We start from the raw sequence: 24467 nt of genomic DNA, 5'->3' as shown, positions 1-24467 counted from the left end.
ACCGACCTCCTCGGCCTGGCCACGCAGGCGGTCGTAGCGCGCCGTGTTAGCGACGGGGGCTTCCTTGAGCGACAAGTGGGTTTCGACGCTGGGTGGTGGTTCGGTCGCGGCCAGGCGCGCCACGACATTGAGGATGTGTTCGGCGCTCAGGCTGCCGCTTTCCAGTACCAGCTCAACAGCCACCAGCACCGCATCGAGCCCGGCGACTGGTACGGCAGCCAGAACTTGCGCCATGATCCGGTCACCGCCGGCATGACGTCCCAGACCGTGCTTAAGCTGACGCAGCGGCGCCGGCAGATCAGCAAAGGGCGCGCCGTTGCGCAGCGCACCGGGCTTGCGTTCGATCAGCGGGAGGTAGTGCTGCCAGTCATAGCTGACCTGGTCGCGATCCAGCAAGCGGACATGGCTGGCGATCAGCGCGTCGTCAGCCACCACCTCGATTCGCGTCGGATACAAACGGCTGCTGACCCACTTACCCGCGTACTCACACGGCACCGAGTAGCGGTTGCGCCCGACGCTGACCAGGCAGGTGCTGGAGACCCGCGCAGGCCGCTCGACGTAACCGTCGAATGGCGCTGGCACAGGCATCAGTTCAGCGCGCTCCAACTCCAGCACTTCGGCTACACTCAGCCCGCTGTATTGAGGGTGCGTCAGCTCGTTCCAAAGCGCGCGGCAGCGCTGGCCCAGCCAGGCATTGAGTTCCTCGAAGGAGTGAAAATGACAGTCCTGGGCGTCTAGCCAGATGCGCCTACGGCTGTCTTGCACGTTCTTTTCAACGATGCCCTTTTCCCAACCAGCGGCGACGTTGCAGAAGTCCGGATCGAACAGGTAATGCGCGCACATCACCGCAAAGCGCGCATTCACCGTCCGGCCTTTGCCCTTATTGACCTTGTCGACGGCCGTCTTCATGTTGTCGTAGATGCCCCGGCGCGGCACGCCGCCCAAGGAGCCGAACGAGCGTGTATGGGCGTCAAATAACATCTCATGGCCCTGGCTCGGATACGCCACAAGCCAGAACGCACGGCTGGCACACAGCTTCAGATGTGCCACCTGCATACGCCGGTAAATGCCGCCGACCAGCAAGCCTTCCTCGCTCCAGTCAAACTGAAACGCCTCGCCAAGAGCAAAGGTCAGCGGCACAAAGGCCTGCGACGCCTTGCCCTGTCCCCCTCGCCAGGCACGGATAAACGCGGTGAGCTGGCTGTAGCCACCGTCATAACCTTCGGCTTTGATTTGCGCCAACAGCGCCTTGGCACTGCGCCGCTGTTGCTTGGGCCGCAGCGAATCGGCTTTTAGCGCCTGCTCCAGCGTGGCGTGAAAAGGGCTGAGTTTGTTGAAGATCGCGCGGCGTTGGTAGACCGGCGGCTTGGCCTCAGGTGCTCTGACCCACTTGCGAATCGTGTTGCGCGCCAACTCGGTGCGCTTGGCTATCTCATGCAGCGACAGCTTGTCGCGGAAATACATCCGGCGGATTTTGCCCATCATTTCCATACTGATCACCCTGTGTTCTCCTGCTCAAAAATTGAGCAGAAGCAGTTGAGCACCTGGGTCAGTTTTCAGTCGGCAGAACAGTCTCTACTGGGTCAGTTTTCGGTCAGCGGCAACAGCTGCACGCCTATCTGCAGACCGCCACCGCCAGCCTGCTGGCCAACACCAGTGGCGATCGCAGCGGCGAGGGCGAGTCGGACGCGGTGACCGCCGGGGTGCCGCTTGCGGTGAAAGCGGTCACGCCGGCGCGACCGGGCAAGGGCTGAGCGGCGGCGATCAGTGTTCCAGCGGCTTGAAGCCGTCGTCGGCGAAGTAGGTGGCGTAGTCGCCCAGCGCGCCGACCACGGTCACCGCGCCGTCGCGCTGGCCGGCCGGGGCGCCGCTCATGGCGTCGGCGCCGGCGAGCAGCTGAGCGATGATCAGGTGCAGCTGCGCGTCGGCTTCGGCGCTCAGCTTGCAGTTCTCCACCATGTAGGCGACCTGGCCACGCACCGTCTCGGCCAGTTCGCCATAGCGGGCGGCGGGCAGACGGTCCTCGTGGATCGCCGGCAGTGCCTGGCGCATGTCGTGGTTGATGGTGCCCATCGCCTGGCGCAGCGGCGCGTCGGTGGCCCAGCGCTTGCCGGCATCGAGTTGCAGCGCCGGCGCGCCTTCGCCGTGGCCGTGGTCATGGCTGGTGGCGGCGAGGCTGGTGCCGGCGTGGCCGAGGGTGCCGGCGAGGATGATGGCGAGGGCGAGAGCGTGGGGTTTGCGGATCATCGATAGAACTCCATTGAGCGAGCCGGCGAAGTGCGGCTCCTGATGTTCTAACGCAGGCGCGACGGTTTTGTTCCATCGCGCCGTGCAATCCGTCATTTGCGGTGCAATTGCTCGATGCTGTCGGCGCCGAACGACTGCTGCGTGAGCACCTGGGCGAGCCGCGCGCGCTGCTGCGGTTCGAGGATCTCGCGCTCCTGCAGCAGCTGGTCGATGAGCAGGCGCTGCTGTTCGTTCTGCAGTTCGGCGATCTTCGCCTGCTCGGCGTCGATCACCGTGCGGTCCACCTGTTCGGCGAAGATCGCCTCGATCAGCCGGTTGCGGTGTTCGCCGAGGCTGGCGTTGGAGGCGCGCAGGTAGGCCAGGAACGGCGCCTCGGCATCGTGCCAGCGCTGCAGCTGGCTGGCGCTCAGTTGCAGCTCGCGCGACAGCTCGGTCGGTGCGCCGGAGGGCATCGGCAGGCCATCGCGACTGAGTTTCTGCCAGCCAAGGCCGGCGAGCACGCCGACGTTGACCAGCACGGACAGGACCAGGGCATTGCGCAGGGTGGTGTTGCTCATTTCAGGTTTACCTTCAGGTAGCAGAATTCGGGGCGCGCGCAGAGCGCGCCGGGTGGGGTGCTGCCGAGGACGGCGAGCAGGTCGTGGCTGGGTGAGCTGCCCGGCGGCTGGCCGGGCAGGGCATAGCCGAGCAGCAGGCCGAGCAGGACCGACGCCGCGGAGCCGATACCCTGCGCCCAGTGCCGGGCCCACCCGCTGCGCGCGGGTGGCGGCGCGAAGGGCCGCTGCAGACGCGCCTGCAACCCGGCCGGCAGCTCCGGGCAGGCCAGCGCACGCAAGCCCTGGCCGAGCCCGTCGAGCTCGGCCAGCGTCGCGCGACACTGCGGACAAACCGCCAGGTGGCCGTCGGCGTGGCGCTGTTCGGCGGCGTCGAGTTGGTTGTCGAGGTAGGCGGAGAGGGTCGCCATGTCCAGGTGCTCAGTCATCGAGGGTGCCTCCGTTGGCCTGACGGTAGCCGTGCAACAGCGCCTCGCGGGCGCGCGCCAGGCGCGACTTGACGGTGCCGGCGTTGAGCTGCAGCGTGGCGGCCAGCTCGTCGTAGGCCAGCCCTTCCACCTCGCGCAGCAGCAGGATCTCGCGCTGTTCGTGGGGCAGGCGGGCCAGCAAGCGTTCCAGCAATGCCAGATCGCGCGCGCTCTGCAGTCGGCTTAGCGGCGACGGCGCCGGATCGACCGGTTCGGCCTGCTCCTCCGGCGCCACGTCGACGTAGCGCTGCCGCTGGCGCAGCGTATCCAGCGCGGCATTGCGCGCGATCTGCAGCAGCCAGGTCTGCAAGCGTGCCTCTGGGCGCCATCTGGGCAGCGCCTGGAAGGCGCGGATGAACGTTTCCTGGGTCAGGTCCGCGGCCTCGTCGGTGCTGCCGAGCAGGCGACGGAGGAAGTGGTAGACCCGCGCCTGATGGACGCGCACCAGCGTGCCGAACGCCTGGCGATCACCACGCGCGGCCTGCTGGATGAGGTCCTGTTCGCTGTCGTTCATTAAGCGCTCGTCTGGGCTGACCGCATACGCTGCCGGCCGGGTTGCCGCAGGGATATAACGCAACGGTTGGCGAAATGTTCCGGTTATTTTTGCCTCAGCGTGGAATCTTCACCCGGTCCTCGTCGAAGTCGCCTTTTTCCGCGTCGCGATGGCAGGCTACGCAGTTGAAGCGGCCGCCGACCGACTCGCGGGAGAACTTGGCTTCGCTGACTTCGTCATGCTTGTGCTCGAACCAGCGCGTCTGGCTGATGCGTGGCGGCTCGCCGGCGGTCGGTGACGGCTCCACCGGCAGGCGGTTGGCGGCCGAGGCGCGGACCAGGAAATCGAGAATTTCCTTTTCCTGCAGCGGGTCCAGCGACGCGTTGCTGCCGTAGTGGTCGCCCAGGGTGCGCATCTGCTCGCGCCAGGCATCGGCAGGCAGCAGGCCGGGGGAATAGAGCATGTGGCAGGCCGCGCATTCTTCCTTCCACACCAGCGGCGCGTCGCTGGGTACCGACAGGCGCTTGGGCCGCTTGTAGCCCTTGCGCTCGTGATGGTCGTCGTCATCGGCGAAGCTGAGGCCGGCCAGTACCAGGGTCAGGCCCAACCCGGCGACGGCGGCGAGGGGTGCAATCTTCATGGCCGGCTCCTATTTGATGCTGTCGATCCAGCTGATGAAGTCGCCCTTCTCCTGCGCGGTGCATTCACGGGCGTAGACGTCGTCGCAGTTGCGGCGGAACCATTTCTCGACCTTCTTCAGGTCGGTGAAGCGCTCGGGGTTGGCTGCCGGCGCCAGCGGATCGACCTTGCGGTGCGCCGGGGTCTTGCCGGGCTGGCGCGGGTCGGCGGTGTGGCAGGTGGTGCAGCTCATGGTCTTGCCGTCGCGCTGCTCCTCGGCGAAGTACAGCGCCTTGCCGCGCTCGGCGGAGAAACCGGCGAAGTTCGGATTCTCCTGGCGCGCCTGGGCGGCGTAGCCGGCCAGCAGCGGGTGTTCGGTTTCGGCCAGGGCCGGCAGGCTCAGGCAGCAGGACAGGAGGATGATCCAGCGGGCTTTCATGGTGCGCTCTCCGGTTGGGAATGAGCGCAGCCTAGGCGCGCTGCCTTAAGCCAAGCTGAACCGCAGCGGCCGGTGGCGTTCAGTTTCGTTTAAGCTCGCGGGAATACAAAGACGGCATCCATCAAAGAGGATCGCCGTCGTGGCTGCTTTCAATCGTTTCCGTCTGTTCCACTGGCTGCTGGCCGGTTTCTTTCTTGGCGCCTACCTCAGCGGTGACGACGCCGAGACGCTGCATATCTGGCTGGGCTACGGCCTGGTCGCGCTGTTGGTGTGGCGCCTGCTGATCGTGCCGCTGCGCCTGCGCGGCTTCCCGCAGCTGCTGCCGCCGAAGGGCCAGCGGAGCAAGCCCGGCCTGTCGAGCCTCGGCAAGTGGCTGACGGTCGGCGCGCTGGGCAGTTTCGCCGTCGCCAGCCTGGTCGGCCTGGGCATGGTCGATAACGGCGATGTGCTGGCCGCGCTGCCGGGCGTGGGGCCGGATGTCTTCGGCGCTGCCAGCGACATCGATTTCATCGGCTGGATGGGCGATGCCGAGGAGGTGCACGAGTTCTTCGCCAACCTGGGGCTGTGGCTGATCGGCCTGCATGTCGGCTATGTGCTGCTGTTCCGCCGCAAGTCGGTATGGCCGATGCTGCGCGGCGTGCCCAAGGCGGGGCCGGCTTCGACTGCACCTTCGGCTTCGACGTCGACACCGGCAACGACGTCGGTCGCGACCGCGTTCGCATCGGCGCCAGCGCCTGCCGCCGGGGAGTTCACCCGTCTGCGCATCGTCTCACGCCAGGCCGAAACCGCCGACAGCTGCTCGTTCACCCTGCAGGTGCCGGCCGCCCAGCGCGCACGCTTTGCCGCGCAGCCGGGGCAGTTCCTCACGCTGAAGGTGCCCGCTGCCGAGCCGGCGCTGCTGCGCTGCTACTCGCTGTCGCAGCGACCGCAGGCGGATGGCGCGCTGCGCATCACCATCAAGCGGGTGCCCGGCGGCCGCGCGTCGAACTGGCTGCTGGACAACCTGCAGGCCGGCGATTGCATCGAGGCGCTGCCGCCGGCCGGCGTGTTCGTGCCGCGCAACCTGGATGACGATCTGCTGCTGCTCGGCGCCGGCAGCGGTATCACGCCGCTGATGGCGATCCTGCAGGCGGCGCTGGTCGAGGGCAGCGGGCAGGTACGGCTGTTCTATGCCAGCCGCGATGCCGCCTCGCTGATCTTTGCCGAGGAGCTGGCCGAGTGGTCTGCGCGTTACCCCGATCGCCTGCAGCTGCGCATCTGGCTCGATGCCGAGCAGGGTGTGCCGAGCGGCCCGGCGATTGCCACGAAGATCGCTGACTGGTCAGCCGCCGACGCCTTCATCTGCGGGCCGCAACCGTTCATGGATGCCGCGGGTGCCGCGCTGGGCGAGCGGGGTGTGGATGCGGCGCGTATCCATCTGGAACGCTTTGCCGCCGCAGCGCCGACGGCCGCACCGGGCGGGCGCCGCAGCCGCCTGCGGGTCGCGCTCGACGGTCGCCGTCACGAGCTGGACGTGCCGCGCGGCGAGGTGCTGCTGGAGGCCATGGAACAGGCTGGCCTGCAACCGCCGAGCGCGTGCCGCTCGGGTGTCTGCGCCGCCTGCAAGTGCCGGGTGGTGGAGGGCAGCGTGAGCATGCGCAGCAACCAGGTGCTGAGCGAAAGCGAGGTGCGTCAGGGCTGGGCGCTGGCCTGCCAAGCCGAACCGCGCAGCGCCGAACTGCAAGTCGAATACTGACGTGTGGGAAAGGCCGCTGGCCGTTTTCCACCCTGCGCATCGGGTGATCGACGGGGCGTAGGGTGGATAACGGCGCAGCCTTATCCGGCAGTACCTGTGCCTCTGGCCGGTGGAAAAAGCGATTGGCCATTCTTCAGCTGATGCGGATCGTGCCGCGGCGAATTCAGCGCTGCGCCACCGGCAGGTCATGCTTGCGCCAGGCGGCCCAGGAACCGGGCACGTTGGCGACCCGGTTGAAGCCGTGGCGCTTGAGCAGGCTCGCGGCAATCGAGGCGCGATAGCCGCTGCCGCAATAGACCGCGACGATGCCGTCCCGGTCCAGCTGCTCGAGATGCTGCGGCAGGTGCGCGACGAAGGCATGCCGCGCGCCGGGCACGCGGCCCTGCGCAACCTCCTCGGGGGAGCGCACGTCGAGTACCTGGACCTCGGGGTCGCCGCGCCGGCGGTCGAGTTCGTGCACCGTCCACTGCATGACGCACGCCAGCGGCAGGCCGGCGTTCTGCCAGTCGGTCATGCCGTTGCGCAGGTAGCCGGCGACCTGGTCGAGGCCGATGCGATAGAGCTGCAGCGTCGCCTGGTGGACCTCCACACTGTCCTCGCCGATCAGGTAGATCGGTCGCTGGTCGTCGAGCATCCAGCCGGCCCAGCTGGCGAACTCGTCGCGCAGCGCGATGTTCAGCGCACCCGGCACATGGCCGCCGCCGAAGGCGAGGATCGAGCGCACATCCACCAGCTGCACGGCATCGTGATCGGCGGTGCGCTGGCGGAACTCCTCCGGCGCCAACGGCGGTGGCAGCGCCGGGCCATGCAGGCGTTCGAGCGGGCGCGCGTTGAGCTGCTTGAGCCGCGCATAGTGGCGCGGCGGCTCGGGCATGCCGTCGAGCAGCCAGTCGACAAACTCCTGCTCGGTGCGGCGCTGGTTCAGCGCCGGGTTGAACAGCAATTCGTTGCCGAGGGTGGAGTGGCGACGGTCACCGATGGATTTGCCGCAGGCCGAGCCGGCGCCGTGGCAGGGGTAGATCTCGATGCGTTCGCCGAGCGGCAGGTAGCGGGTGAACAGCGTGGCGTAGAGCTGCGCTGCCAGCTGCTTGGTGCTGTCCTCGCCGAGCAGGTCGGGGCGGCCGACGTCGAGGTTGAACAGCGTATCGCCGGTGAACAGCGCGAAGGGCGCTTCGCCCTGCTGGCTGTCACGTAGCAGCAGCGAGATGTGCTCGGGGGTGTGGCCTGGCGAGTGCAGCACTTCCAGGCTGACCTGACCCAGTTCCAGCACCTCGCCGTCGTCCACCTGACGCAGCCCGAAGGCGTAGTCCGCCGATGATCTCGGCGCCGCAGCGTTCGGCCAGCGCCTGGGCGCCGGAAACGAAGTCGGCGTGGATGTGCGTCTCGATGGCATAGGCGATGCGCAGGCCCTTGTCGCGCGCCAGGTCGAGGTAGACCTCGACGTCGCGCCGCGGATCGATCACCGCGGCGACGGCGGCCTTGCTGTCGCCCACCAGATAGGAAATCTGCGCCAGACCTTCGGTGTAGATCGACTCGAATACCAGCATGCGTGTGCCTCCGTAATCCGTGAGGGTTACGGATGTGAGCGCCGGTTGGCCGCCGGCGTTCAATCGCAGCGGGTCACTTGCGGACCAGCAGCACCCCGTGGTTTCGTCGGGGATGCGCTCCAGGTTCAGCCCGGCAAACTGGCGCAGGATCGTGGTTTCGTACAGCGCTTCCTCCATCGCTGGATCGCTGTAGCCGAACCAGTTCTGCAGCAGATGCACACGCAGCATCGCCATCAACGGGTAGGCCGGACGACCGCCTTCACCCTGGGATAATGCGGCTCGATCAAGGCAATCAAACCCTTCCACGGCACCACCCGATCCATCTCGATCAGGAACAACTCCTTGCGGGTTTGCTTGCGCTTGCCAGCGTACTCGGCGTCGGCGAAGGTCATCTGCTTCATCGGGAAACTCGGTGGGTGGGGTCGCGGTATTTTGCCAAATCAGAAAGTCTTTTTCAGAGTTTCCCTAGGCTGACAAGCCAAGCGCTGGATCGCAACCATCCATCACCTTATCCAGCTAGATCTGCCTCCTCCAATAAGTGCCGCACAAATCCCGGCGGGTGCAGATTTCCGGGAGGTTTGCGCCAGATCAGTTGGAGACGCTTTTCAAGCCCCGGGATGGGAAGAGCTACCAGCGCGCCACTGCGAACTTCGTCTTGTACTGCGGAAGCCATCACCAACGACACGCCGAGTCCCGCCCTCACTGCTTGTTTGACTGCCTCGGTGCTGCCTAGCTGCATACCGCTGCGAGGCACGCCCAGTTCGCCAAAGTATTCGGTCAGAAGCCGTCCGGTACCGCTACCCGGTTCACCTCCCAGCATCGGCAGGTCCACCAGACGATCACGTTCTATGCACCCTGCTTCAGCCAGCGCATGGTCGGGGCTGACGATAAGCACCAGCGGCTCGACCCGCCAGAGGCGGTGTTCGAAGTCGGGGTGAGGTAGCCACCATTCCATGATCGCGGCGTCGAGCTGGCCCGCCAGTAGCTGGTCGGCCACATCCGGGTTGGCGGCGATGCGCAGATCCACCTCGCCCCTCTCATTTGCGGTCGTCAGATAGTTGCGCACGAATGGCTGGAGAAGGTAGGTGCCGATGTTGGAGCTGGCCCCGACGCGCTCACGATTGCCATGCAGGGCTTCTAGCGCCCGGGCGTGCATGTCGAGCAAGGCGGTCGCATGCGGCATGAAGGCCAGCGCCCGTGTGGTAGGCTGGCAGCCGCTACGACTGCGCTGCACCAGCGTTACGCCGACCTGCTCTTCAAGCTTCTGCAAGTGCTGCGACACCGTCGGCTGGGCCAGCCCCAACGCCCTCGCCGCGCTCTGAAAACTGCCTGTTTGAACGATCGCTACCAGGCTCTTCAGCCAGACCGGATTCAACATGCGGCAGGCTCGGCCTTGGGCAGACGGTTCGCAGCGTTGATTGGGCGCGCACCTGCCAATACCTGGATGATGTTCTGCGCTGCATAACGTTCAATCTCCAGGCGCACCGCGCGCACTGCCGACCCTATGTGCGGAGTGAACAGCGTATTCGGATGCGCGAGCAGCGCAGGATCGATCAGCCGCGGCCGGTCCGCGCGAGCCCAGTCTTCCATTTCGAATACATCCGCCGCATACCCGCCGAGCTGGCCTCGCTCAAGCGCCGCGAGCACGGCGGCTTCATCCACTACCGAACCACGACAGGGGTTTACAAGCAGAGCGCCCGGCCGTACGAGGGCAAGCAGCTCGGCGTTGACCAGATGCTGGGTATCGGCATTCAAGGGAAGCGCCAGCAGGATGAAGTCCGAGCTGGCGAAGAGTTCGCTGCACGCCACCTGGCGCAGGCCGAGCCGTTGCTCGGTTTGTGTATCCAGAGCCTTCGCCTCGTGGTACTGCAGGGTCGCGCCCCATCCCTGCAAGCGCTCAGCCATGGCCAGTCCGATGGCGCCCATGCCAAGGATGCCGACCGTAGCGTTATCCAGCCCCGTGCCGTAGAACTGTGGTTGCCAGCCCTGGAACTCGCCAGAGCGGACGAACGCATCTGCTGCTCGCAGATGCCGCCCCAGCCCCACCGCCAGTCCGATCGCCAGCTCGGCAGTCGGGACGGTCAACAGATCAGGCACGAAGGTCAGCCAGACCCCGCGGGCAGTACAGGCGTCCACATCGAAATTGTCGAAGCCCTTGAGCGCGCAGCCGACTACACGCAGCTCAGGGCAGGCTTGAAGAAAGTCTGCATCGACCCGATCGGGCATGAACGCCATCATCGCCTGAGCATCGCGGCAGCGGCGCAGAATTTCCTCGCGCGTCAGCGTGCTGTCGGTCTGGTTGGTCATCAGCTCGCAATGTGGCGCCAGCAGTTGCAGGATCTCATCGTGTACCCGGTGAGTTATAACGAGTTTCGGCAGCATGGAGTTTCCTATTTGAAGTGTTTGCGCAGTACGCCGCTGAAGGCGTCTACCAATGTGACCATGGCCAGGATGACCAGCAGGATCGCGGCCACCTCCTGATACTGCATGATGCGCAGCGAGCCCATGAGTTCGAAGCCGATACCGCCGGCGCCAACCATGCCCATCACGGTGGAGGCGCGAAAGTTGTATTCCCAGCGGTAGATCGCCACGTCAGCGAACTGCGGCGTCACTTGTGGCAAAACCGCGTGGAGCAGCACTTGCATCGGCGTAGCCCCCGCCGCCCGAGCGGCTTCCACCGGCGCTTCGTCGACGTGCTCGATGGCCTCGGCGAAGAACTTGCCGACCATGCCGATCGAATGCAGACCCAGCGCAAGCACGCCTGGCAAGGCGCCGAACCCTACGGCTGCAACGAAGATGATGCCCATGATCAGCTCCGGCACCGACCGCAGGGCATTGAGCAGCACCCGGGCAACACCGAACACAAGGGGGTGCGGCGCCGTATTGCGCGCTGCAACGAAGGCCACCACCAGCGAGAACACCACTGCGATGGCCGTACCGGCGATGCTCATCGCCAAGGTGTCGATCAAGGGGCGAATCCAGCTTCGATAGCCCGAAAAGTCCGGCGGCATCGCCTCGCCTGCCAGGGTCGCGATGGAGGGCAGGCCGTTCAGCAACGTGGTGGCATCGAGCAGCCCCACGTACCAGCAGGCCAGCAGTACCACTCCGAGTACAATCGCCACCTGCCCCAGCTGGCGCCACCAACCGAGGCCGAAGCCTCGGAGGATGTGCTCGCGTTGCTCAGCAGGCAGCGCCTGCACGTCGTAATGAGTAGACATATCGGTGCTCACATCGTGGCGAAGTCGAGGCCGAGCAGCGATCCCATGTTGCGGATCACATCGTAGTCGGCGTCGGTGATGGGCGCGAAGGCCTCGGCCTTGAAGTTGCGCAGCACTTCGGGATCGTCGATACCGACGAACACATCCCGAACCTTGGTTTTCAGCTCGGGGCTCAGGTTGGAGCGCATCGCCCAGGGGTACTGGGGGTATTCGCCGCTGTAACCAAGTACTTTCACCTTGCTCGGATCGATTAGGCCACGTTCGGCTACGTGATTGAAAATTACCTCCGACAGCCCACCCGCATCGGCGTTGCCGTTCGCCACGTTGACGGCAACGGCGTCATGCGTGCCCACAAAATGTTGTTCGTAGTCCTGCCCACCCGTCAAATCGGCCGTCTCAAGAAGCACGGTTTTGGGAATCAAATGGCTGGACGTCGATGCCCGGTCACCATAGGCCATCATCTTGCCCTTAAGGTCGGCATACTCATTCACGCCTGACGCCACATTGGCGATAATCACCGAGCGATAGGTCGGCTTGCCGTCGATGACCATGGCAGCGAAGGGCTCGATGTCGCTTTTGCTTTTGGCCATGACGTAGGACAGCGGACCGAAATACGCCAGGTCGATACGGCCAAAGCGCATCGCCTCAATCATCGAGGAATAGTCGGTGGTTACGATCAGCTGCACCTTCTTGTCCAGATGCTCTTCCAGATAATCCTTCAGCGGCTGGTTACGCTTGATCAGCTCGGAGGCGTTTTCGTCCGGCAGCAGGGCAACCTTTAGCACATCCGGATCGGCATCGGCCGCTAGGGCGGACAAACTTGAAACAGCGGACAGCAAGCAAGTCAATAAGAGCGCGGATAAGCGTTTCATCGGGACATCTCCAGTGAAGGTTCGAGCATGACAGGTGGTTCAGCCGGAGCATTCGCTGGCTGAGTCGTAGAGCGGCCTGCATAGATGCGCTCAAGCTGCGCATCGGTGAGTTCCGAGGGCGCGGCATCGAAAACGATCTGAGAATCGGCCAGCCCGACGACGCGATCGGCGAAGCAGCGGGCATATTCGAGTTGATGCAGCGAAACGATGGCGGTGATGCCGTCTTCCTTGCAGATGTCGCGCAGCAATCCGAGAACACGGACCGAAGTGGCCGGGTCGAGACTGGCTACCGGCTCATCGGCCAGAATGATCGCCGGCTGTTGCGCTAGCGCACGCGCGATGCCTACCCGCTGCTGCTGGCCACCGGACAGTTTGTCCACCCGGCTTAGCGCCTTGTCTGCCAGACCGACCCGAGCGAGGCAACTGAGCGCAATCTCCTGATCGGCACGCGGCAGAGGAAACAGCGAGCGGAGCGTGTTGTGAAAGGCCAGCCGACCGGTAAGCACATTAGCCAGTGCGCTTTGACGTTCGATTAGCTGGTGGTGCTGAAAGATCATGGCGGTACGCCGACGATGCTGACGCAAGGCCGAGCCGCTGCCGAGCTCACCGAGTTCGCTGGTGACACTGCCGCCAGTGGGCGTGACGAGTCGATTGAGACTACGGAGCAAGGTCGACTTGCCTGCGCCCGAGAGACCAAGCAGCACGGTGAACTCACCACGCCGAAATGCAATCGAGGTATCGCGTAGGGCTGTCACGCCGCCTGGATAGACGACGCTCAACCGGTCGACCCGCAGCACGGCGTCCTGTATCGGATGGGGCGTCATTTGATCACCTTTCGCAATATTGCTGGCCGCACAATTGCGGTTCGCGATGCAAAGGGTAGAAATTCCTTGTTAACGCACTGCTTCTAAAGGATGACATTTCGATGAATACTTCGAATCTGCCGTAGCGGGGCGGCAAGCGAAGCCGTGGAAGAACGGGCGCAACGTAGCGTCTTTCTTCACGCGGGATACAGGAGGCTTTGATTGATACTGCTGCGGATTCGCTACAGTAACGTTGGGCCAGAACGTAATGCCATCCAAGCAAGAGAGCGCACACTAGGGAAACACGGTCTGCTCTCGCCGCCTGGATACATCAAGCACAGCTCCGGAGCCAGGACTGCCTTTTCCCGAGCAGGCTGCATACATCAGACCATCTATCCACTCGTCAATACGCTCGTATCGTCAAAGGCTGGGTAAAAGCCATTGGCCTAGATCCTGCCATGTATGGCACACACACGATGAGACGTACGAAGGCATCGCTGATCTATCGCAGGACGAAGAACCTACGGGCGATTCAAATTCTGCTCGGCCATACGAAGCTTGAGAGCACCGTCCGATATCTTGGGATTGAGGTCGATGACGCTCTGGAAATGGCGGAGCAGACCGAGGTCTGACCATATATTGCGACGGTCGAAGTCAGACCGTCGCTAACCGGCCAAAGGCAGTCATTCCCACTCGTAGTATGGCAAGACTTATTGATGCACCGCATGCATCTATGAAGTGCAAATCACCAACATTGTTCATTCTGAATAGCGCTCTCATACTGTAGCCACATTCAGCCAAGCGCCTTTACGTCATGAACTCCGAGCTGCTCGACAATCGACACAGCGATGAAATAGCCGCACTGCTCGCAGTCGCCGACGAAGGCTCGTTCGTGGCTGCCGGACGCCGCTTGCAGCGTCATCCTTCGATTGTTTCGAAGCGCGTAGCGGCGATGGAGGCTCGCTTGGGCGTGCGGTTGATCGAACGCTCCACTCGCCAGGTTCGTCTGACGCATGCAGGCGCGCAGCTTGTAGAGCGCCTGCGTGCTGCGCTGGCGTTGATTTCGCAGGCTCAGCAAGAGGCGGCGCTGGGTGCGATGGAGGCGCGTGGCACGTTGCGCCTGGCGCTGCCGGCGACCATGGGTAGAGTTTGGCTCGCGCCGCTGCTGCCGGAGTTCCTCAAGAGCCACCCACAAATAGAGGTGGTGGCGGACTACAGCGATCGCTTCGTCGACATCATCGCTGAGGGTTTCGATGCCGCTATCCGGATCGGTGAGCTTAACGACAACCGGCTGATCGCCAAAAAGCTCAGCGATCACCGGCGCATCCTCTGCGCCTCTGCCGATTACCTCGCGCAACACGGCCGTCCCGCTACACCAGAGGAACTTTCCAGTCACAACTGTCTGCGTTTCAGTGGCTTTGCCAACTTCCCCGAATGGCGTCTGTGCAACGGCAAGCGCCAGGAGCGGGTGGCGGTAAAGGGAGCGCTGACAGCGAATGACGGCGAGTCGCTGCTCGCAGCCGCCCGCGCGGGCGTGGGCATATTGGCTGCGGGTGAGTGGTTGATGAGTCGCGACCTGGTCGAGGGCCGTCTGGTTCGCGTGCTGCCGCAGTGGTCACTGGATGGCCAAGGCGGGATTTATCTGGTAAGGCCCTCGGCAAAATTTTCCCCGGCCACCACCCTGGCCTTCAAGGAGTGGATCGAACGCAAGTTCGCCAACGGCCCACCCTGGGCGCTCGCGTAACCCTGAGTTTTCTCCCCATCGTCCACTGACTCGCTACACGGAGGCTTCGTGTACAAAGGCATCGCTTTGTCTGTTGCATCGTCCTGCATGTTTGCTGGCCTCTACTACTACGCGACCCTGCTAGCGCCCTTGAACGGCGAGGAAGTATTCGCTTGGCGCATGCTGCTGACGCTGCCCTGCGTCACCCTGTTTATGCTGATCGGTCGGGAGTGGAAGCACGTCGTGGCGTTGTTCGCCCGCCTCCGCCAAACCCCGTGGCTGATCCTCGGCCTGTGTTGCAGCAGTGCGCTGCTCGGCACCCAGCAGTGGCTTTTTTTGTGGGCACCATTGAACGGTCGGGGCCTGCAAGTTTCCCTGGGCTACTTCCTGCTGCCGCTGAGCATGCTGCTGATCGGCCGGGTGTTCTACCGCGAGCGCCTTTCTACGCTTCAAAAGGCCGCCGGATTGGCCGCCGCACTGGGCGTAGCCCATGAGTTGTATCAGGTGGGCGGTTTCTCCTGGGAAGCGCTGCTGGTTGCTTTGGGCTTTCCCCTGTATTTCGTCCTGCGCAGCAAGCTGGGCACTGCTCATCTAGGCGGACTCTGGTTTGACATGCTGCTGACACTGCCATTCGTTGTCTGGTTTATAGTCGCGCAGCAATCGACCACCAACCACTTCGCGCAAGCGCCGAGCCTGTTCTTGATGGTCGTCGTACTGGCGGTCATCAGTGCCGCCGCTTTCATGTGCTACACGGTCGCCAGTCGCATCCTTTCATTCAGCCTGTTTGGCCTACTGGGGTATGTGGAGCCTGTGCTGATGGTCGCAGTGGCTCTGCTTATCGGTGAACAGATCCAGACGCACGAATGGCTGACCTATATCCCCATCTGGCTGGCGGTCGGCTTGTTGGTTCTAGACGGAATGCGCCATATGAGGGGTGGGTTAGAGCCGCTCAGGGACGTTGCATAAGGTCACTAGGCAACCCGATTCTGGCCAATATCCAACGCCTGCTCAGGGGCGAAAGGTAACCTGGCGTAAATGGCTGCTCTTGGCCGTTCTCTGACGGTCGTGACAGTGACACGCCCTGGTCAAGTTGAACGCAATCCGTGGTCAACGCCAACCCAAATTGGTGGTCAAGAGGAGTGCAATTTCGCACATACCTGAGGACTGCTCACCACATCGCTTGCGTCGGTAGTAGCTTCCGCACTTTCCCCGTCTCTCACCGCTAAACAGCGCTTTCCGGTAGCGGACTTTAGAGCGGCTTGATACTGGCCAGCATGCAGAAATTCTGCCCGTGTAGCGTCACGACCGGACAAGCCACTAGGGTGGCGGTCAGGAAGGCAGGCAAACGGAACACGGCGAAGCACCTCGAAGGCGCTGGCCACTTGCCATCCAACTGGGCGCGGCCTTTAATCGGCGGATCTGGAAAGGAGACGGATATGCCATTGTTGGACGAGATTATTGGGTGGGCCGGCGGACTCAGACCCTGGCAGCAGGAAGCACTGCGCCGGATATTTGCCCGGGCCGAACTAACCCAAGATGACATCGAGACCATTCTGCGAATGGTTCGCGAGCAAGAACGGGAAGACGCAACCACGGGGGGAGCACGGCCATTCACGCTGGACGACGTACCAGGCGCCGGAAGTGGCGCAACCGTGCGGTTGGTGGGTGTCTCGGGGCTAGACCAGGTAAACGGCTTCCCGTCCGGTCGTGCCTTTGACCTCGCACCGGAGGGCATGACCATTTTCTTTGGTCATAACGGCGCCGGCAAATCCGGCTACGCCCGCGTCTTCAAGAATGCCTGCAACGCTCGGCATCGGGTGGAGGTCCTGCCCGACGCTTTTGGGGCGGCAACCCCAGCTAGACTGCCATCAGCAGATTTCGCCATTTTGGTGGATGGCACTCCGGAAACCGCACGTTGGGTCCAGAACGGGCCGGCCCATTTGCATTTGAGTTCGGTCTCGGTCTACGACGCGGCCTGTGCCAATGACTACATCGACGCGGAAGGGACCCCTGCATTTCAGCCCTACGGACTCACTCATCTGACGCGCCTGGTCCTACTTCAGCGTGATTTACAGGCACGGATTGGGACCGAACGCAATGCCTTGGCTCTGGATACCCGGCAATTCGAACCGCTGAAGGGTGACACCGAAGTCGGCCGCTACATCGCCAAATTAGGTGGGGACTCGGACCGCGCCGTGCTTGCTCGATTAGGGACGGTCGGTGACGATGAACTCCGGCGACTGGAGTTTCTGAAGCGGACATTACTGGAAAGCGATCCTGTGCCGCAGGCGCTGGCCTTGGAACGTTTGGCGACACGCTTGGACCAGGCGCAGCGTCGAGCCGAGGAAGTCCAGCGCTGGGTGAATGATCGTGCCATAGCACGGGCAAAGGAACTGATTACAACGGAAAAAACCGCGCATCTCGCCATGCAACTGGCGCAAGCGCGTCTTCAGGATCGAGACACACTGAACGCCATGGAGTTGCCGGTAACGTCCTCACCCACCGCCACGCTGCTGGAAGGCACAGGAGCTGAACTCTGGCAAACGATGTACCGAGCCGCTGAGGCTTTCTCTCAGCAGACGGCATACCCTGAACATCCCTTCCCGCACCTGGAACCGGACGCTTACTGCGTACTCTGCCAGCAACCTTATTCAACGGATGCCTCGGAGCGCATGCGGCGTTTCGCGGCATTTGTCGCCGACAGCGCCACGGCGGATGCGCAAGCCGCCACGCTTGCGCGCATGAACGCTCTAGGGAAGGTGCAGGCTGTCGATCTAAACGTTCTGGATGTGCCAACACGGGCTGACGTGGAGGAGCGACTGCCCGACCTACACGCTGCCATCACCGCAGCGGCATCGGTCTGGACCGCCCGGCATACTTGGGTTAGCCAAGCCCTGCAAACTGGAAACTGGTCCCCCGAGTCAGAACCGCTTCCTATCGAAGCAAACCTCGATAGTCTCTTCGCCGCCAAAGCTGCTTCGCTCCGAGTCGACGCCAATACCCTGCGGACCTCTGCCGATCCCGCTCTACGCTTGGCGCTGACCCAAGAACTGGCAGAGCTAGAAGCCCGACAACGCCTCGCCAACCAGCTTGGCGCGGTGGAGCGCTTTGTTCAGGACAGTCAGGTCCATGCCACATTGAGCCGCTGCCATGCCGCCCTCAACCCAGCGGCAGTGTCACGCAAACTGACGTCCCTGGCGGCGACGCATGTGACCGAGGCTCTGGCCGCTTCTATGAATGCTGAGTTGAAAGCCCTGGGCTATAAGCGACGGGTGCAACCCGACCTGAGCGGGCGCACAGAGCTGGGGGTGACCAAGGTCACGCTGCGCCTGCAGGAAATCACGGCGAAAGCCTCCAAGGTGCTGTCAGAGGGCGAGCAGCGCGCGTTGGGGATGGCTATGTTCCTCGCCGAGCTCGAATCCCTGCCACATACTTCGACCGTTATTTTCGACGATCCGTCTACGTCGCTGGATCACGTATATCGTCGGGCCATAGCTCGGCGTTTGGTAGCGCTGGCTGAGACCCGCCAAGTGCTGGTGTTCACCCATGATGCGGTGTTCCTGACCGAGCTCGCGATGGCGCTTCAGCGCGCTGATCGCTCGGCCAGCTACAAGACCATCGGTTGGGACGAGTCGCCGGGACTAGTGAGCGAGGGGCTGACGTGGACGACGATGGACACCAAGGCCCGCCTGGCCGATCTCGAAAGTCGTGCGAAAGCACTGAACGTTCCGGTCGGCAGCGACCCGGATGATGAGCTTGAGCGGCAAATCGCATCGGGATACTCAAGCCTCCGAGGCACTGTCGAGCGCGCCATACGCGAGGTTTTTTTGAACAATACCGTCCAGCCGTTCAGCGATGTGGTGAGCGTAGAAGCATTTGGTGCTGTCATTGGCCACCCCGCAGAGGAGTGGGAGCAGTTGCTGGCAGTGTATGCGCGGGCCTGCGAAGCTACCGAGGCCCACGACACCCCAGGCGAGCGCCAACTACCGCTTCCCGCGCGTGAGGAGTTGCTCGGCGATATCGCCCAGGTCCTGGAATTAATCAAAAACGCGACTAAACGCCGAACTGCCTACGAGAATCTACGCCGGGAGCGGACCGCGCAACGCAAGAAGCTCTTCGGCGGCTAGCCCGACGTTTCATGCCGGGCTGGTCGGGCATGGCTGTGTTTCTTTCGAATATTGCGAGCTCTCCGTTTCAAAGTTTTTTGTGGCCTCGCGGATCAAGAGGAAGCACATTGGAGGCCGGCAGTTGGCGCTCCAAGTCCGCAATACGGTCGTACAGCTCAAGAATGGTGGCGTCGGCCTCACTGAGTAGGCTGGCTAGGTGGTCACGCTGCTGCGTGATTTCCTCGATCCGTTCTCGAAGTCCACGATTTTTTCTGCGGGCTAATAAGCTGACTTGGCGCACTGATGGCGGACGTTGCTCAGCGTGTCCTTCCACGTACTTTTGGATCTCAGCGATCAGTAGGGGGAAACGAGCTTTTTTCAGTGCAGAGGGGTCGCTGCCGGCCTCCTTGGCAACGTTGTTCTGACTTACGGGCGTCCCCTTCGGCAGTCGTTCGGGCTTGTTGCTCTTCAGCCGCTCGAACGCTGCGCGATACTGCTCGCCGGCACTCATTCGCTTAGCCGGGTCAGCGGATTCATGTTTGCCGGATGACATGGCGATAATTCTCCACACTACGTTTCTGGGCTTCCAACGAAGTCCTTAGCGGACTGTCTACCTCGGCAGCGGCCAGGCGCTCATCCAATACCGCCTCCAACACTTCGACTTCGTCGAGTTGCTCGGGGTCATAGAGAACGTCCGCACATGGTTTGGTTTCTCCGGGGGAGTCGCCCCCTCCGCAGCGAGCGATATTGTCGATGCCCCCATAGGGACAGGGGGTACGGCTCGTGCAGATGCCCAGCAAAATCGGTCGATGAGTGACCGTCCCCTTCTTAGCCAGATTGATCGCTTTCTTAGCATCAGAGGCTGAGATCAGGCGGACAATCTCAGATTTTCGCTTCTCGCCGTGGGGGCTGACGAATCGGTTGCTCGTCAGCTGTTGCAGCTGCCTACCCAAAGTTTCGTACATGGTGCGGACGTAGTAGGTATGGGCCTTCTCTTCCAGCCGTACCCTGGAATGGTTTTGCCCGTAGTAGAGACTCATCGCTCTGGCGACGTGCTTTAGCTGAAACTGCAATGAAGCGTCGCTGACCAGCCCGGATGCCTGCATATTCACTGCGCCGGTTCGTCGGAGTTGATGCCAGGCCAACGGCCAGATTTTGCCGACCGCAAACTCGTCGGTCAGCGTCGGCGTCACCAACCGAGCCAATTCGAAATCTTCCGGCGTAATGCGCAATTGCTCACGGTCGAACAGCTTGTCGAACCACTGAAGCACATGGGCATAGCTCGGAATCGATGGCCGAATCGTGCGGTTGATCTTGGTGAACTTCGTTCCCCACGGTTCAAGGCAATAATCAAGCAGATAGCGCTTGGCCGGATCATCCGGCACCGAGGCCTCGCCGGGGGGAGAGTCGCATTCTGCGCGGAGGTCTGCGACCACACGCATGGCTTCAACTGCCACCTGAGCTGACGGGGACGTCACCCAAAGTGCCTCAGAATCCGACATCGTCTTGGTCGTTCGTCCGCACAATACATGGATGTCGCCAAACTGCGGATCACGTTCTATGTGCAAGCAATCGGCGCGCAGGTTCCAAGCCTCTTCGACTCGCATGAGGCTGAAGTTCAGCAGATAGCACAGTCCAGATCGACTCACGAGGTTGAGGTAGCGACTCAGAGTTTGAATGCGAATTTCGTCGTCGCTCACTCCCAGCCAGCGACGAAATAGTTCCACCATGCCAAACCGATGCGCGGTGTCGATGAATGGGCCGTAGTACTGCCGCCCAGTCCACTTTCCGTTTGATCCATCCGACGGCCACTGAAACGGATAGAACGATTGTGGCCTGCGTTGTCCTTGGAGACTGGCAGAGTTGTGCCGATAGGCAGCCAGACAGAAGCGGAAGCACTCCTCGACTTGGCCTCGATGCGCCAAAAAGTCATCCAGGCATTCGCGCAAGCGTGTGATTTGATAGTGCCAAATGCGGGGCGGGATATAGGGGGTCTGGAGCTTCTGGTGGTCGGGCATGGCCGCTGCGAGGCGTGCCAACCCTGCGCGATCCAACAAGGTGAACCCCAGCGCATCCCGCCGCTCGTACAGTTCGTGCAGCAATGCCAAGAACTCACCGGACCGGGAAGCCTGGAGCACCTCCGGGAGACGGTCGGCAACGCGCGGAAAATGACTCAGTTCGGATGCGAGAATGCCTTCTTGAGTGCACAAGACGAACAGCCGACGCATCTGGTCGAAGCGCGTTTTCAGGCCTCGGTATCCACGGGCTCCATTGGGGCCGTATAGCCACCAGCCGATTACGGTCCGCAATAAATCGGCGTTCGCAGGATCGATCGCGGCGACATATTTCTTAGCTGGGCCATCGCCGAAATTGAGAGTGAGCCGTTTTCCCGCCCATGGGTCGAGCCGCCAAATGGCATCGCCCCAACGGCTCACCACCTGGCCAGCGGCATCTATGATGACCGGCCAATCACGCTGCGGTGGCCAGCACGGCGGACGGTAGTTCGGCGCATCAGGAATCGCTAGGGGCGAGTCGATGCCGAGGCCAAGTTCGGAAAGAATATTTTTCGTCATGCTGATCTTTGTCGCAGTTCTGCCAATCGGATGAAGCCATCCCAGGCCGGGTGGTAGTCACCTTCACTTATGCGCGCTCTGGCTTCTTCGACCCAAAGCCTGCGGACCTCGCTACTTTCTTCGAAGAAGCGCAGTTTGGCCGTCAGCCGATCGATCACCAGCAGGGCCGGATGCTCTGTCGTCAGGTGCTTACCCGAACTGGATGGGCGGTAGCGTGCCAGTTCAAGCGATTTGAGGTGGCGCAAGCTACCGAGAGACCACACATGATCCTCACTTTCGATATCCCGGTGCTGGGTACAGAACAGGCAACCGGCAGCATTGATGCAGTCGGGTCGCGGACCATTCTTCGGCATCGTGCCCACTGGTTCAGGTGTGGCCGATACACATCTACCAGGAGCAGGAGGTGAAAGGGACGGATCGGTTTGCTGATGGAAGCGCGTAATTTCCACCATAGCGATCTGCGGATGGGGGTCGGCATATACGCGTATCAGCGTTTGCACCGTATGCTGGGCCAACTCCGCAACCTGTTGGGGATTCTGGGACTCCCGAAGCAACCAGTTGATGCGCGTCCCGCGCAGTTTTCGCGGTCTCACTATCGGTATGCCAAGCTCGCGGCAGATGCGCGTAACGTTCGTGAACTGCGTCGCCTCTTCTAGGATTCGTCCCCCGCTACGTATAAGCGGAAAGAGCAAACCATCCGGCTCATTGGGAAACCATTCGGAACGCCATTCGAGATAGCGCTCGAACCACTCTCGATAACTGGCAAAGATCTCGAATAGCACTTCTCCTTCCCGTCGATTTTTGTAGGTACGTACCTGGTAGCCGTCTATGTGGCTGGTGTAATGAAACTGCTCAACCCGCAGGGTATGTGCTTGCTGGAGGTTCAGACCGGTCTGGGCGATGAACATCAGCAATTCACTCTCGATCCGTAAATTGACGATGGGGAAACGGGTCCGCAGTGTCCGATCTGCATCGTGGGCGGCACGCGCCGCCAGGGATGCTTCGATTTGCGCTTGGTTTTGCGGCCTGGTACGGCGGGCCGCTACTTTCTCGGGGCTCTGCAATCCCGACCATAGTTCCAGCACTTGGCCGGTGCGTAACGAAATACAAACTGGGAGGGGGGCCATTGTCCCCCTCCAGGTCAATGCCTCGCATACGTCAGCTAGAAGGTGTCCGAATGCGAAGGTGTTTTGCAGATTCTGCTTGTCCGCTTTGCTCGTATGTACCTTGCCTTTGCCGCGCGGCTTGCGAATACGTGTGCTCTTGCTCAGGCTTGCTTGGCGGTCCAATGCTCGGTCCAGCATCGTCGCCGTGAGCCTGGTGAGATCGTACAGGGACCCATCGCTGAAATTGCGTTCGACTCGATGACGCTGGAGCAAGTGATCGGTCCAACGAATGAACGTGTCGGCCGCCGTCTCGAGACTGAGATTCACGTTTTCTGAATCGATCCAGGCAAAGAATCGGCGCAATGCACTGATCTTGTTCTGCACCGAGAAGCGACTTCCGCCACCAGCAAGGTCGTCAGTCATGTGCTCATGCAGCTGCGTCACCAGCTCGAAACGTTCCGGCAAGGGACTGCCGAGTTCGCCCTGCGCGATCTGGCGGCCCACATGCTTCACCTTTGCTGCTGCACCTCCGCGAAACAGCAGCGGCCGGAGGTCCCAGGGCGTTTCAGTGGCCCCATACTCAAGCATCGGGAAAGTGAGGTCGAATTCGGAACTATCCATCGTGCCGCGCCCCAGCGCCGATCCCGCTAAATGCCGCCATGAAGCTATTTGAGAGGGCTTGTTTGATCGGCAGTGCCTGTACGAATCGGATGTATTTGAAGGTGGTGGCTTCAGAGTTAGGCCCATGGAGCAACGCGTCGCTGACCGTCGCAATTACAATAGCGACATCGGCACAAGCCGATAGCGCCAGACGTGCCAATTCGGTACCGAAGGTGCAGCGCGACTGATGGAAGCGGAATTTACGGAGCACCTGTAGTTCTGCTTTGACGCCCCGTTTTCGAAACTCGGACATCTCAACATTCACAGCAGATGACTGATCGGTGCCGCGCCTGCCATAGGCGTTACCAAAGCGGGTCAAGAACAGCAAATCACGATTCTCGGGCGAGGCTTTCGCCTCTCGTTCCATCCTCCGCCAGCCTTTGGCATATTCCAGCAATTCATCACGCAACGCTTCGGGTATCCAGACCTGGCCAGTCACACCGAATTTCGTGTGCACTGGCGGAGCTGCGCCTGGACCAACTGCAAGGCGTAGAAGCCCTTCAGCGGAAGGGTCGGGGGCGGCGCGCTCCAGAGACTGAATCTTGAGATCACAGATGCTGCCGAGCCGCATCCCGGTAAAAAATCCAAGGGCCAACATGAGGTAGAGCTCGGGCGTGGCGTTCTCTGCGGCGAAATCCAGAATTGCATCGCGATCGGTCTCCGAGACTGGCAACAGCCCATCTTCAAGCGTTTGGCCTGGGCGCTTACGGTTCGGGATGCTGAGGTCGGTGGTGGTTCCGCTGATCGTTCGCTCGAACCCCACCCGGTCGAAGTATTTAACGACGTAGGGTTTTTCCCGCCACAGCTGGACGTGTGGAGAAAGAAGCTCCCTATGCCTTACCCACCGATAGAACATGATGCAATTGCGCATGTACTCAGACGCCGTGGATGGGCCGATCTGGCCGGCATCGCGCATCTTGATCAACGCCCCTCGGTATAGCACCAGGCAGCGGTCAGCTTTGCGAGCGGGAAACTCGAACCACTGCAAATCACGAGATTCAAGAAATTTAGCGTAATTGAGAAGGCCATTCATGTTACTGGCAACGGTCTTAAGAGAAGCGTCACCAGTCGTTGCTCGCTCCACTGCCCACAGGTTTGCCTCCCTCCAAGGTGCATAGTCTGCCCAAAAGATTTGGGGCAAGCCCTCAATGGATGGCCGGCTGCTACTGGGGGAGTATGCGACGGCGTTCTCTCTGCGCACGAGGTAATGGGGCACGAAATGAATGCGCTCTAGCGTCGCCATTCAACGCCCCTGGGACGCTTAACAATGTCCATAGATAGAACTCAATAGCTTAGGCGTCCGCAC

The 24467-nt window shown here is 62.1% G+C and carries 21 protein-coding genes and 3 pseudogenes; 5 read left to right on the top strand and 19 right to left on the bottom strand.

The genetic code is table 11. The annotated features are described in order from the left end of the window. Positions 1-6: 6 nt before the first annotated feature. From istA to HG264_RS18410, 7 genes and pseudogenes are all read right to left on the bottom strand, one after another. Positions 7-1491 (bottom strand): annotated as a pseudogene (gene istA, locus HG264_RS18440) (IS21-like element ISPst3 family transposase); the annotation flags it as partial. 273 nt (positions 1492-1764) lie between these two features. Then, the gene (locus HG264_RS18435) at positions 1765-2247 is read right to left on the bottom strand and encodes a hypothetical protein (RefSeq protein ID WP_169408951.1); all 483 of its coding nucleotides are present in this window, start codon (positions 2245-2247) and stop codon (positions 1765-1767) included. Positions 2248-2339: 92 nt separating this feature from the next. Beyond that, on the bottom strand, positions 2340-2804 hold the full coding sequence (locus HG264_RS18430; RefSeq protein ID WP_003302067.1) for a periplasmic heavy metal sensor: 465 nt from the start codon (positions 2802-2804) through the stop codon (positions 2340-2342). Beyond that, on the bottom strand, positions 2801-3229 hold the full coding sequence (locus tag HG264_RS18425; RefSeq protein WP_169408950.1) for an anti-sigma factor: 429 nt from the start codon (positions 3227-3229) through the stop codon (positions 2801-2803). Before HG264_RS18425 ends, HG264_RS18430 begins: the two co-directional genes overlap by 4 nt. Continuing rightward, the gene (locus HG264_RS18420) at positions 3222-3782 is read right to left on the bottom strand and encodes an RNA polymerase sigma factor (protein WP_054093473.1); all 561 of its coding nucleotides are present in this window, start codon (positions 3780-3782) and stop codon (positions 3222-3224) included. Before HG264_RS18420 ends, HG264_RS18425 begins: the two co-directional genes overlap by 8 nt. 94 nt (positions 3783-3876) lie before the next feature. After that, on the bottom strand, positions 3877-4401 hold the full coding sequence (locus HG264_RS18415) for a diheme cytochrome c (protein ID WP_054093474.1): 525 nt from the start codon (positions 4399-4401) through the stop codon (positions 3877-3879). Between the two features lie 9 nt (positions 4402-4410). After that, positions 4411-4818 (bottom strand): DUF1924 domain-containing protein, encoded by a 408-nt coding sequence (locus HG264_RS18410; RefSeq protein WP_033937770.1) that lies wholly within the window; start codon positions 4816-4818, stop codon positions 4411-4413. Positions 4819-4957: 139 nt separating this feature from the next. On the opposite strand from HG264_RS18410, the gene HG264_RS18405 reads away from it, so the two are divergent. Next, complete coding sequence (locus HG264_RS18405) at positions 4958-6553, top strand: 2Fe-2S iron-sulfur cluster-binding protein (protein WP_033937771.1); 1596 nt, start codon at positions 4958-4960, stop codon at positions 6551-6553. Between the two features lie 163 nt (positions 6554-6716). Here HG264_RS18405 and HG264_RS18400 read toward each other — a convergent pair whose 3' ends face one another. From HG264_RS18400 to phnC, 8 genes and pseudogenes are all read right to left on the bottom strand, one after another. Then, a complete protein-coding gene (locus HG264_RS18400) occupies positions 6717-7838 on the bottom strand; it encodes a rhodanese-like domain-containing protein (RefSeq protein WP_232881381.1) in 1122 nt (373 codons plus the stop codon). After that, the gene (locus HG264_RS18885) at positions 7741-8163 is read right to left on the bottom strand and encodes an MBL fold metallo-hydrolase (RefSeq protein ID WP_336512536.1); all 423 of its coding nucleotides are present in this window, start codon (positions 8161-8163) and stop codon (positions 7741-7743) included. The genes HG264_RS18400 and HG264_RS18885 overlap by 98 nt, the downstream gene beginning before the upstream one ends. 33 nt (positions 8164-8196) lie before the next feature. Continuing rightward, positions 8197-8501: pseudogene (locus HG264_RS18395) on the bottom strand (transposase); the annotation flags it as partial. Between the two features lie 107 nt (positions 8502-8608). Continuing rightward, positions 8609-9478, bottom strand: coding sequence for a LysR family transcriptional regulator (locus HG264_RS18390; RefSeq protein ID WP_010466239.1), 870 nt, complete (start codon positions 9476-9478; stop codon positions 8609-8611). Continuing rightward, positions 9472-10482 carry a phosphonate dehydrogenase PtxD gene (gene ptxD, locus HG264_RS18385; RefSeq protein ID WP_169408949.1) on the bottom strand — a complete coding sequence of 337 codons (1011 nt, stop codon included), beginning with the start codon at positions 10480-10482 and terminating at the stop codon, positions 9472-9474. Before ptxD ends, HG264_RS18390 begins: the two co-directional genes overlap by 7 nt. 8 nt (positions 10483-10490) lie before the next feature. Next, entirely contained in the window at positions 10491-11318 is an 828-nt protein-coding gene (gene phnE / locus HG264_RS18380; protein WP_033937774.1) for a phosphonate ABC transporter, permease protein PhnE, read from the bottom strand. A gap of 8 nt (positions 11319-11326) precedes the next feature. Further along, the gene (phnD, locus tag HG264_RS18375; RefSeq protein WP_169408948.1) at positions 11327-12190 is read right to left on the bottom strand and encodes a phosphate/phosphite/phosphonate ABC transporter substrate-binding protein; all 864 of its coding nucleotides are present in this window, start codon (positions 12188-12190) and stop codon (positions 11327-11329) included. Continuing rightward, positions 12187-13014 carry a phosphonate ABC transporter ATP-binding protein gene (gene phnC, locus HG264_RS18370; protein ID WP_169408947.1) on the bottom strand — a complete coding sequence of 276 codons (828 nt, stop codon included), beginning with the start codon at positions 13012-13014 and terminating at the stop codon, positions 12187-12189. Before phnC ends, phnD begins: the two co-directional genes overlap by 4 nt. Before the next feature lie 272 nt (positions 13015-13286). Here phnC and HG264_RS18365 point away from each other — a divergent pair. The 4 genes and pseudogenes from HG264_RS18365 to HG264_RS18350 all read left to right on the top strand — a co-directional run. Beyond that, a pseudogene (locus HG264_RS18365) lies at positions 13287-13625 on the top strand (tyrosine-type recombinase/integrase); the annotation flags it as partial. A 182-nt stretch (positions 13626-13807) separates the two neighbouring features. Continuing rightward, on the top strand, positions 13808-14737 hold the full coding sequence (locus HG264_RS18360; RefSeq protein ID WP_169407817.1) for a LysR family transcriptional regulator: 930 nt from the start codon (positions 13808-13810) through the stop codon (positions 14735-14737). 48 nt (positions 14738-14785) lie between these two features. Beyond that, positions 14786-15682 carry an EamA family transporter RarD gene (rarD, locus tag HG264_RS18355; protein WP_043106078.1) on the top strand — a complete coding sequence of 299 codons (897 nt, stop codon included), beginning with the start codon at positions 14786-14788 and terminating at the stop codon, positions 15680-15682. A gap of 470 nt (positions 15683-16152) precedes the next feature. Beyond that, positions 16153-18843 carry an AAA family ATPase gene (locus HG264_RS18350; RefSeq protein ID WP_058131653.1) on the top strand — a complete coding sequence of 897 codons (2691 nt, stop codon included), beginning with the start codon at positions 16153-16155 and terminating at the stop codon, positions 18841-18843. Positions 18844-18910: 67 nt separating this feature from the next. Here HG264_RS18350 and HG264_RS18345 read toward each other — a convergent pair whose 3' ends face one another. From HG264_RS18345 to HG264_RS18330, 4 genes are read right to left on the bottom strand one after another with little or no spacing between them, the layout of a single operon-like run. After that, a complete protein-coding gene (locus tag HG264_RS18345) occupies positions 18911-19375 on the bottom strand; it encodes a hypothetical protein (protein WP_023443007.1) in 465 nt (154 codons plus the stop codon). Next, positions 19356-21395, bottom strand: coding sequence for a hypothetical protein (locus HG264_RS18670; protein WP_034039551.1), 2040 nt, complete (start codon positions 21393-21395; stop codon positions 19356-19358). Before HG264_RS18670 ends, HG264_RS18345 begins: the two co-directional genes overlap by 20 nt. Then, positions 21392-23122 carry a site-specific integrase gene (locus tag HG264_RS18335; protein ID WP_034039553.1) on the bottom strand — a complete coding sequence of 577 codons (1731 nt, stop codon included), beginning with the start codon at positions 23120-23122 and terminating at the stop codon, positions 21392-21394. The genes HG264_RS18670 and HG264_RS18335 overlap by 4 nt, the downstream gene beginning before the upstream one ends. After that, positions 23115-24404, bottom strand: a complete 1290-nt coding sequence (locus HG264_RS18330; RefSeq protein ID WP_034039555.1) for a site-specific integrase — start codon at positions 24402-24404, stop codon at positions 23115-23117. The genes HG264_RS18335 and HG264_RS18330 overlap by 8 nt, the downstream gene beginning before the upstream one ends. Positions 24405-24467: the final 63 nt, after the last annotated feature.

The sequence above is a fragment of the Pseudomonas sp. gcc21 genome (assembly GCF_012844345.1).
Taxonomy (GTDB): Bacteria; Pseudomonadota; Gammaproteobacteria; order Pseudomonadales; family Pseudomonadaceae; genus Halopseudomonas.
Note: the sequence above shows the minus strand (reverse complement) of the source record. Positions and strands in the feature narration are given on the sequence as shown.

What these genes read in the sequence shown, in the direction of transcription:
- HG264_RS18435 (WP_169408951.1), bottom strand. Translation starts at nt 2,247, where the DNA reads ATGATCCGCAAACCCCACGCTCTCGCCCTCGCCATCATCCTCGCCGGC.
- HG264_RS18430 (WP_003302067.1), bottom strand. Translation starts at nt 2,804, where the DNA reads ATGAGCAACACCACCCTGCGCAATGCCCTGGTCCTGTCCGTGCTGGTC.
- HG264_RS18425 (WP_169408950.1), bottom strand. Translation starts at nt 3,229, where the DNA reads ATGACTGAGCACCTGGACATGGCGACCCTCTCCGCCTACCTCGACAAC.
- HG264_RS18420 (WP_054093473.1), bottom strand. Translation starts at nt 3,782, where the DNA reads ATGAACGACAGCGAACAGGACCTCATCCAGCAGGCCGCGCGTGGTGAT.
- HG264_RS18415 (WP_054093474.1), bottom strand. Translation starts at nt 4,401, where the DNA reads ATGAAGATTGCACCCCTCGCCGCCGTCGCCGGGTTGGGCCTGACCCTG.
- HG264_RS18410 (WP_033937770.1), bottom strand. Translation starts at nt 4,818, where the DNA reads ATGAAAGCCCGCTGGATCATCCTCCTGTCCTGCTGCCTGAGCCTGCCG.
- HG264_RS18390 (WP_010466239.1), bottom strand. Translation starts at nt 9,478, where the DNA reads ATGTTGAATCCGGTCTGGCTGAAGAGCCTGGTAGCGATCGTTCAAACA.
- ptxD (WP_169408949.1), bottom strand. Translation starts at nt 10,482, where the DNA reads ATGCTGCCGAAACTCGTTATAACTCACCGGGTACACGATGAGATCCTG.
- phnE (WP_033937774.1), bottom strand. Translation starts at nt 11,318, where the DNA reads ATGTCTACTCATTACGACGTGCAGGCGCTGCCTGCTGAGCAACGCGAG.
- phnD (WP_169408948.1), bottom strand. Translation starts at nt 12,190, where the DNA reads ATGAAACGCTTATCCGCGCTCTTATTGACTTGCTTGCTGTCCGCTGTT.
- phnC (WP_169408947.1), bottom strand. Translation starts at nt 13,014, where the DNA reads ATGACGCCCCATCCGATACAGGACGCCGTGCTGCGGGTCGACCGGTTG.
- HG264_RS18360 (WP_169407817.1), top strand. Translation starts at nt 13,808, where the DNA reads ATGAACTCCGAGCTGCTCGACAATCGACACAGCGATGAAATAGCCGCA.
- HG264_RS18350 (WP_058131653.1), top strand. Translation starts at nt 16,153, where the DNA reads ATGCCATTGTTGGACGAGATTATTGGGTGGGCCGGCGGACTCAGACCC.
- HG264_RS18345 (WP_023443007.1), bottom strand. Translation starts at nt 19,375, where the DNA reads ATGTCATCCGGCAAACATGAATCCGCTGACCCGGCTAAGCGAATGAGT.
- HG264_RS18670 (WP_034039551.1), bottom strand. Translation starts at nt 21,395, where the DNA reads ATGACGAAAAATATTCTTTCCGAACTTGGCCTCGGCATCGACTCGCCC.
- HG264_RS18335 (WP_034039553.1), bottom strand. Translation starts at nt 23,122, where the DNA reads ATGGATAGTTCCGAATTCGACCTCACTTTCCCGATGCTTGAGTATGGG.
- HG264_RS18330 (WP_034039555.1), bottom strand. Translation starts at nt 24,404, where the DNA reads ATGGCGACGCTAGAGCGCATTCATTTCGTGCCCCATTACCTCGTGCGC.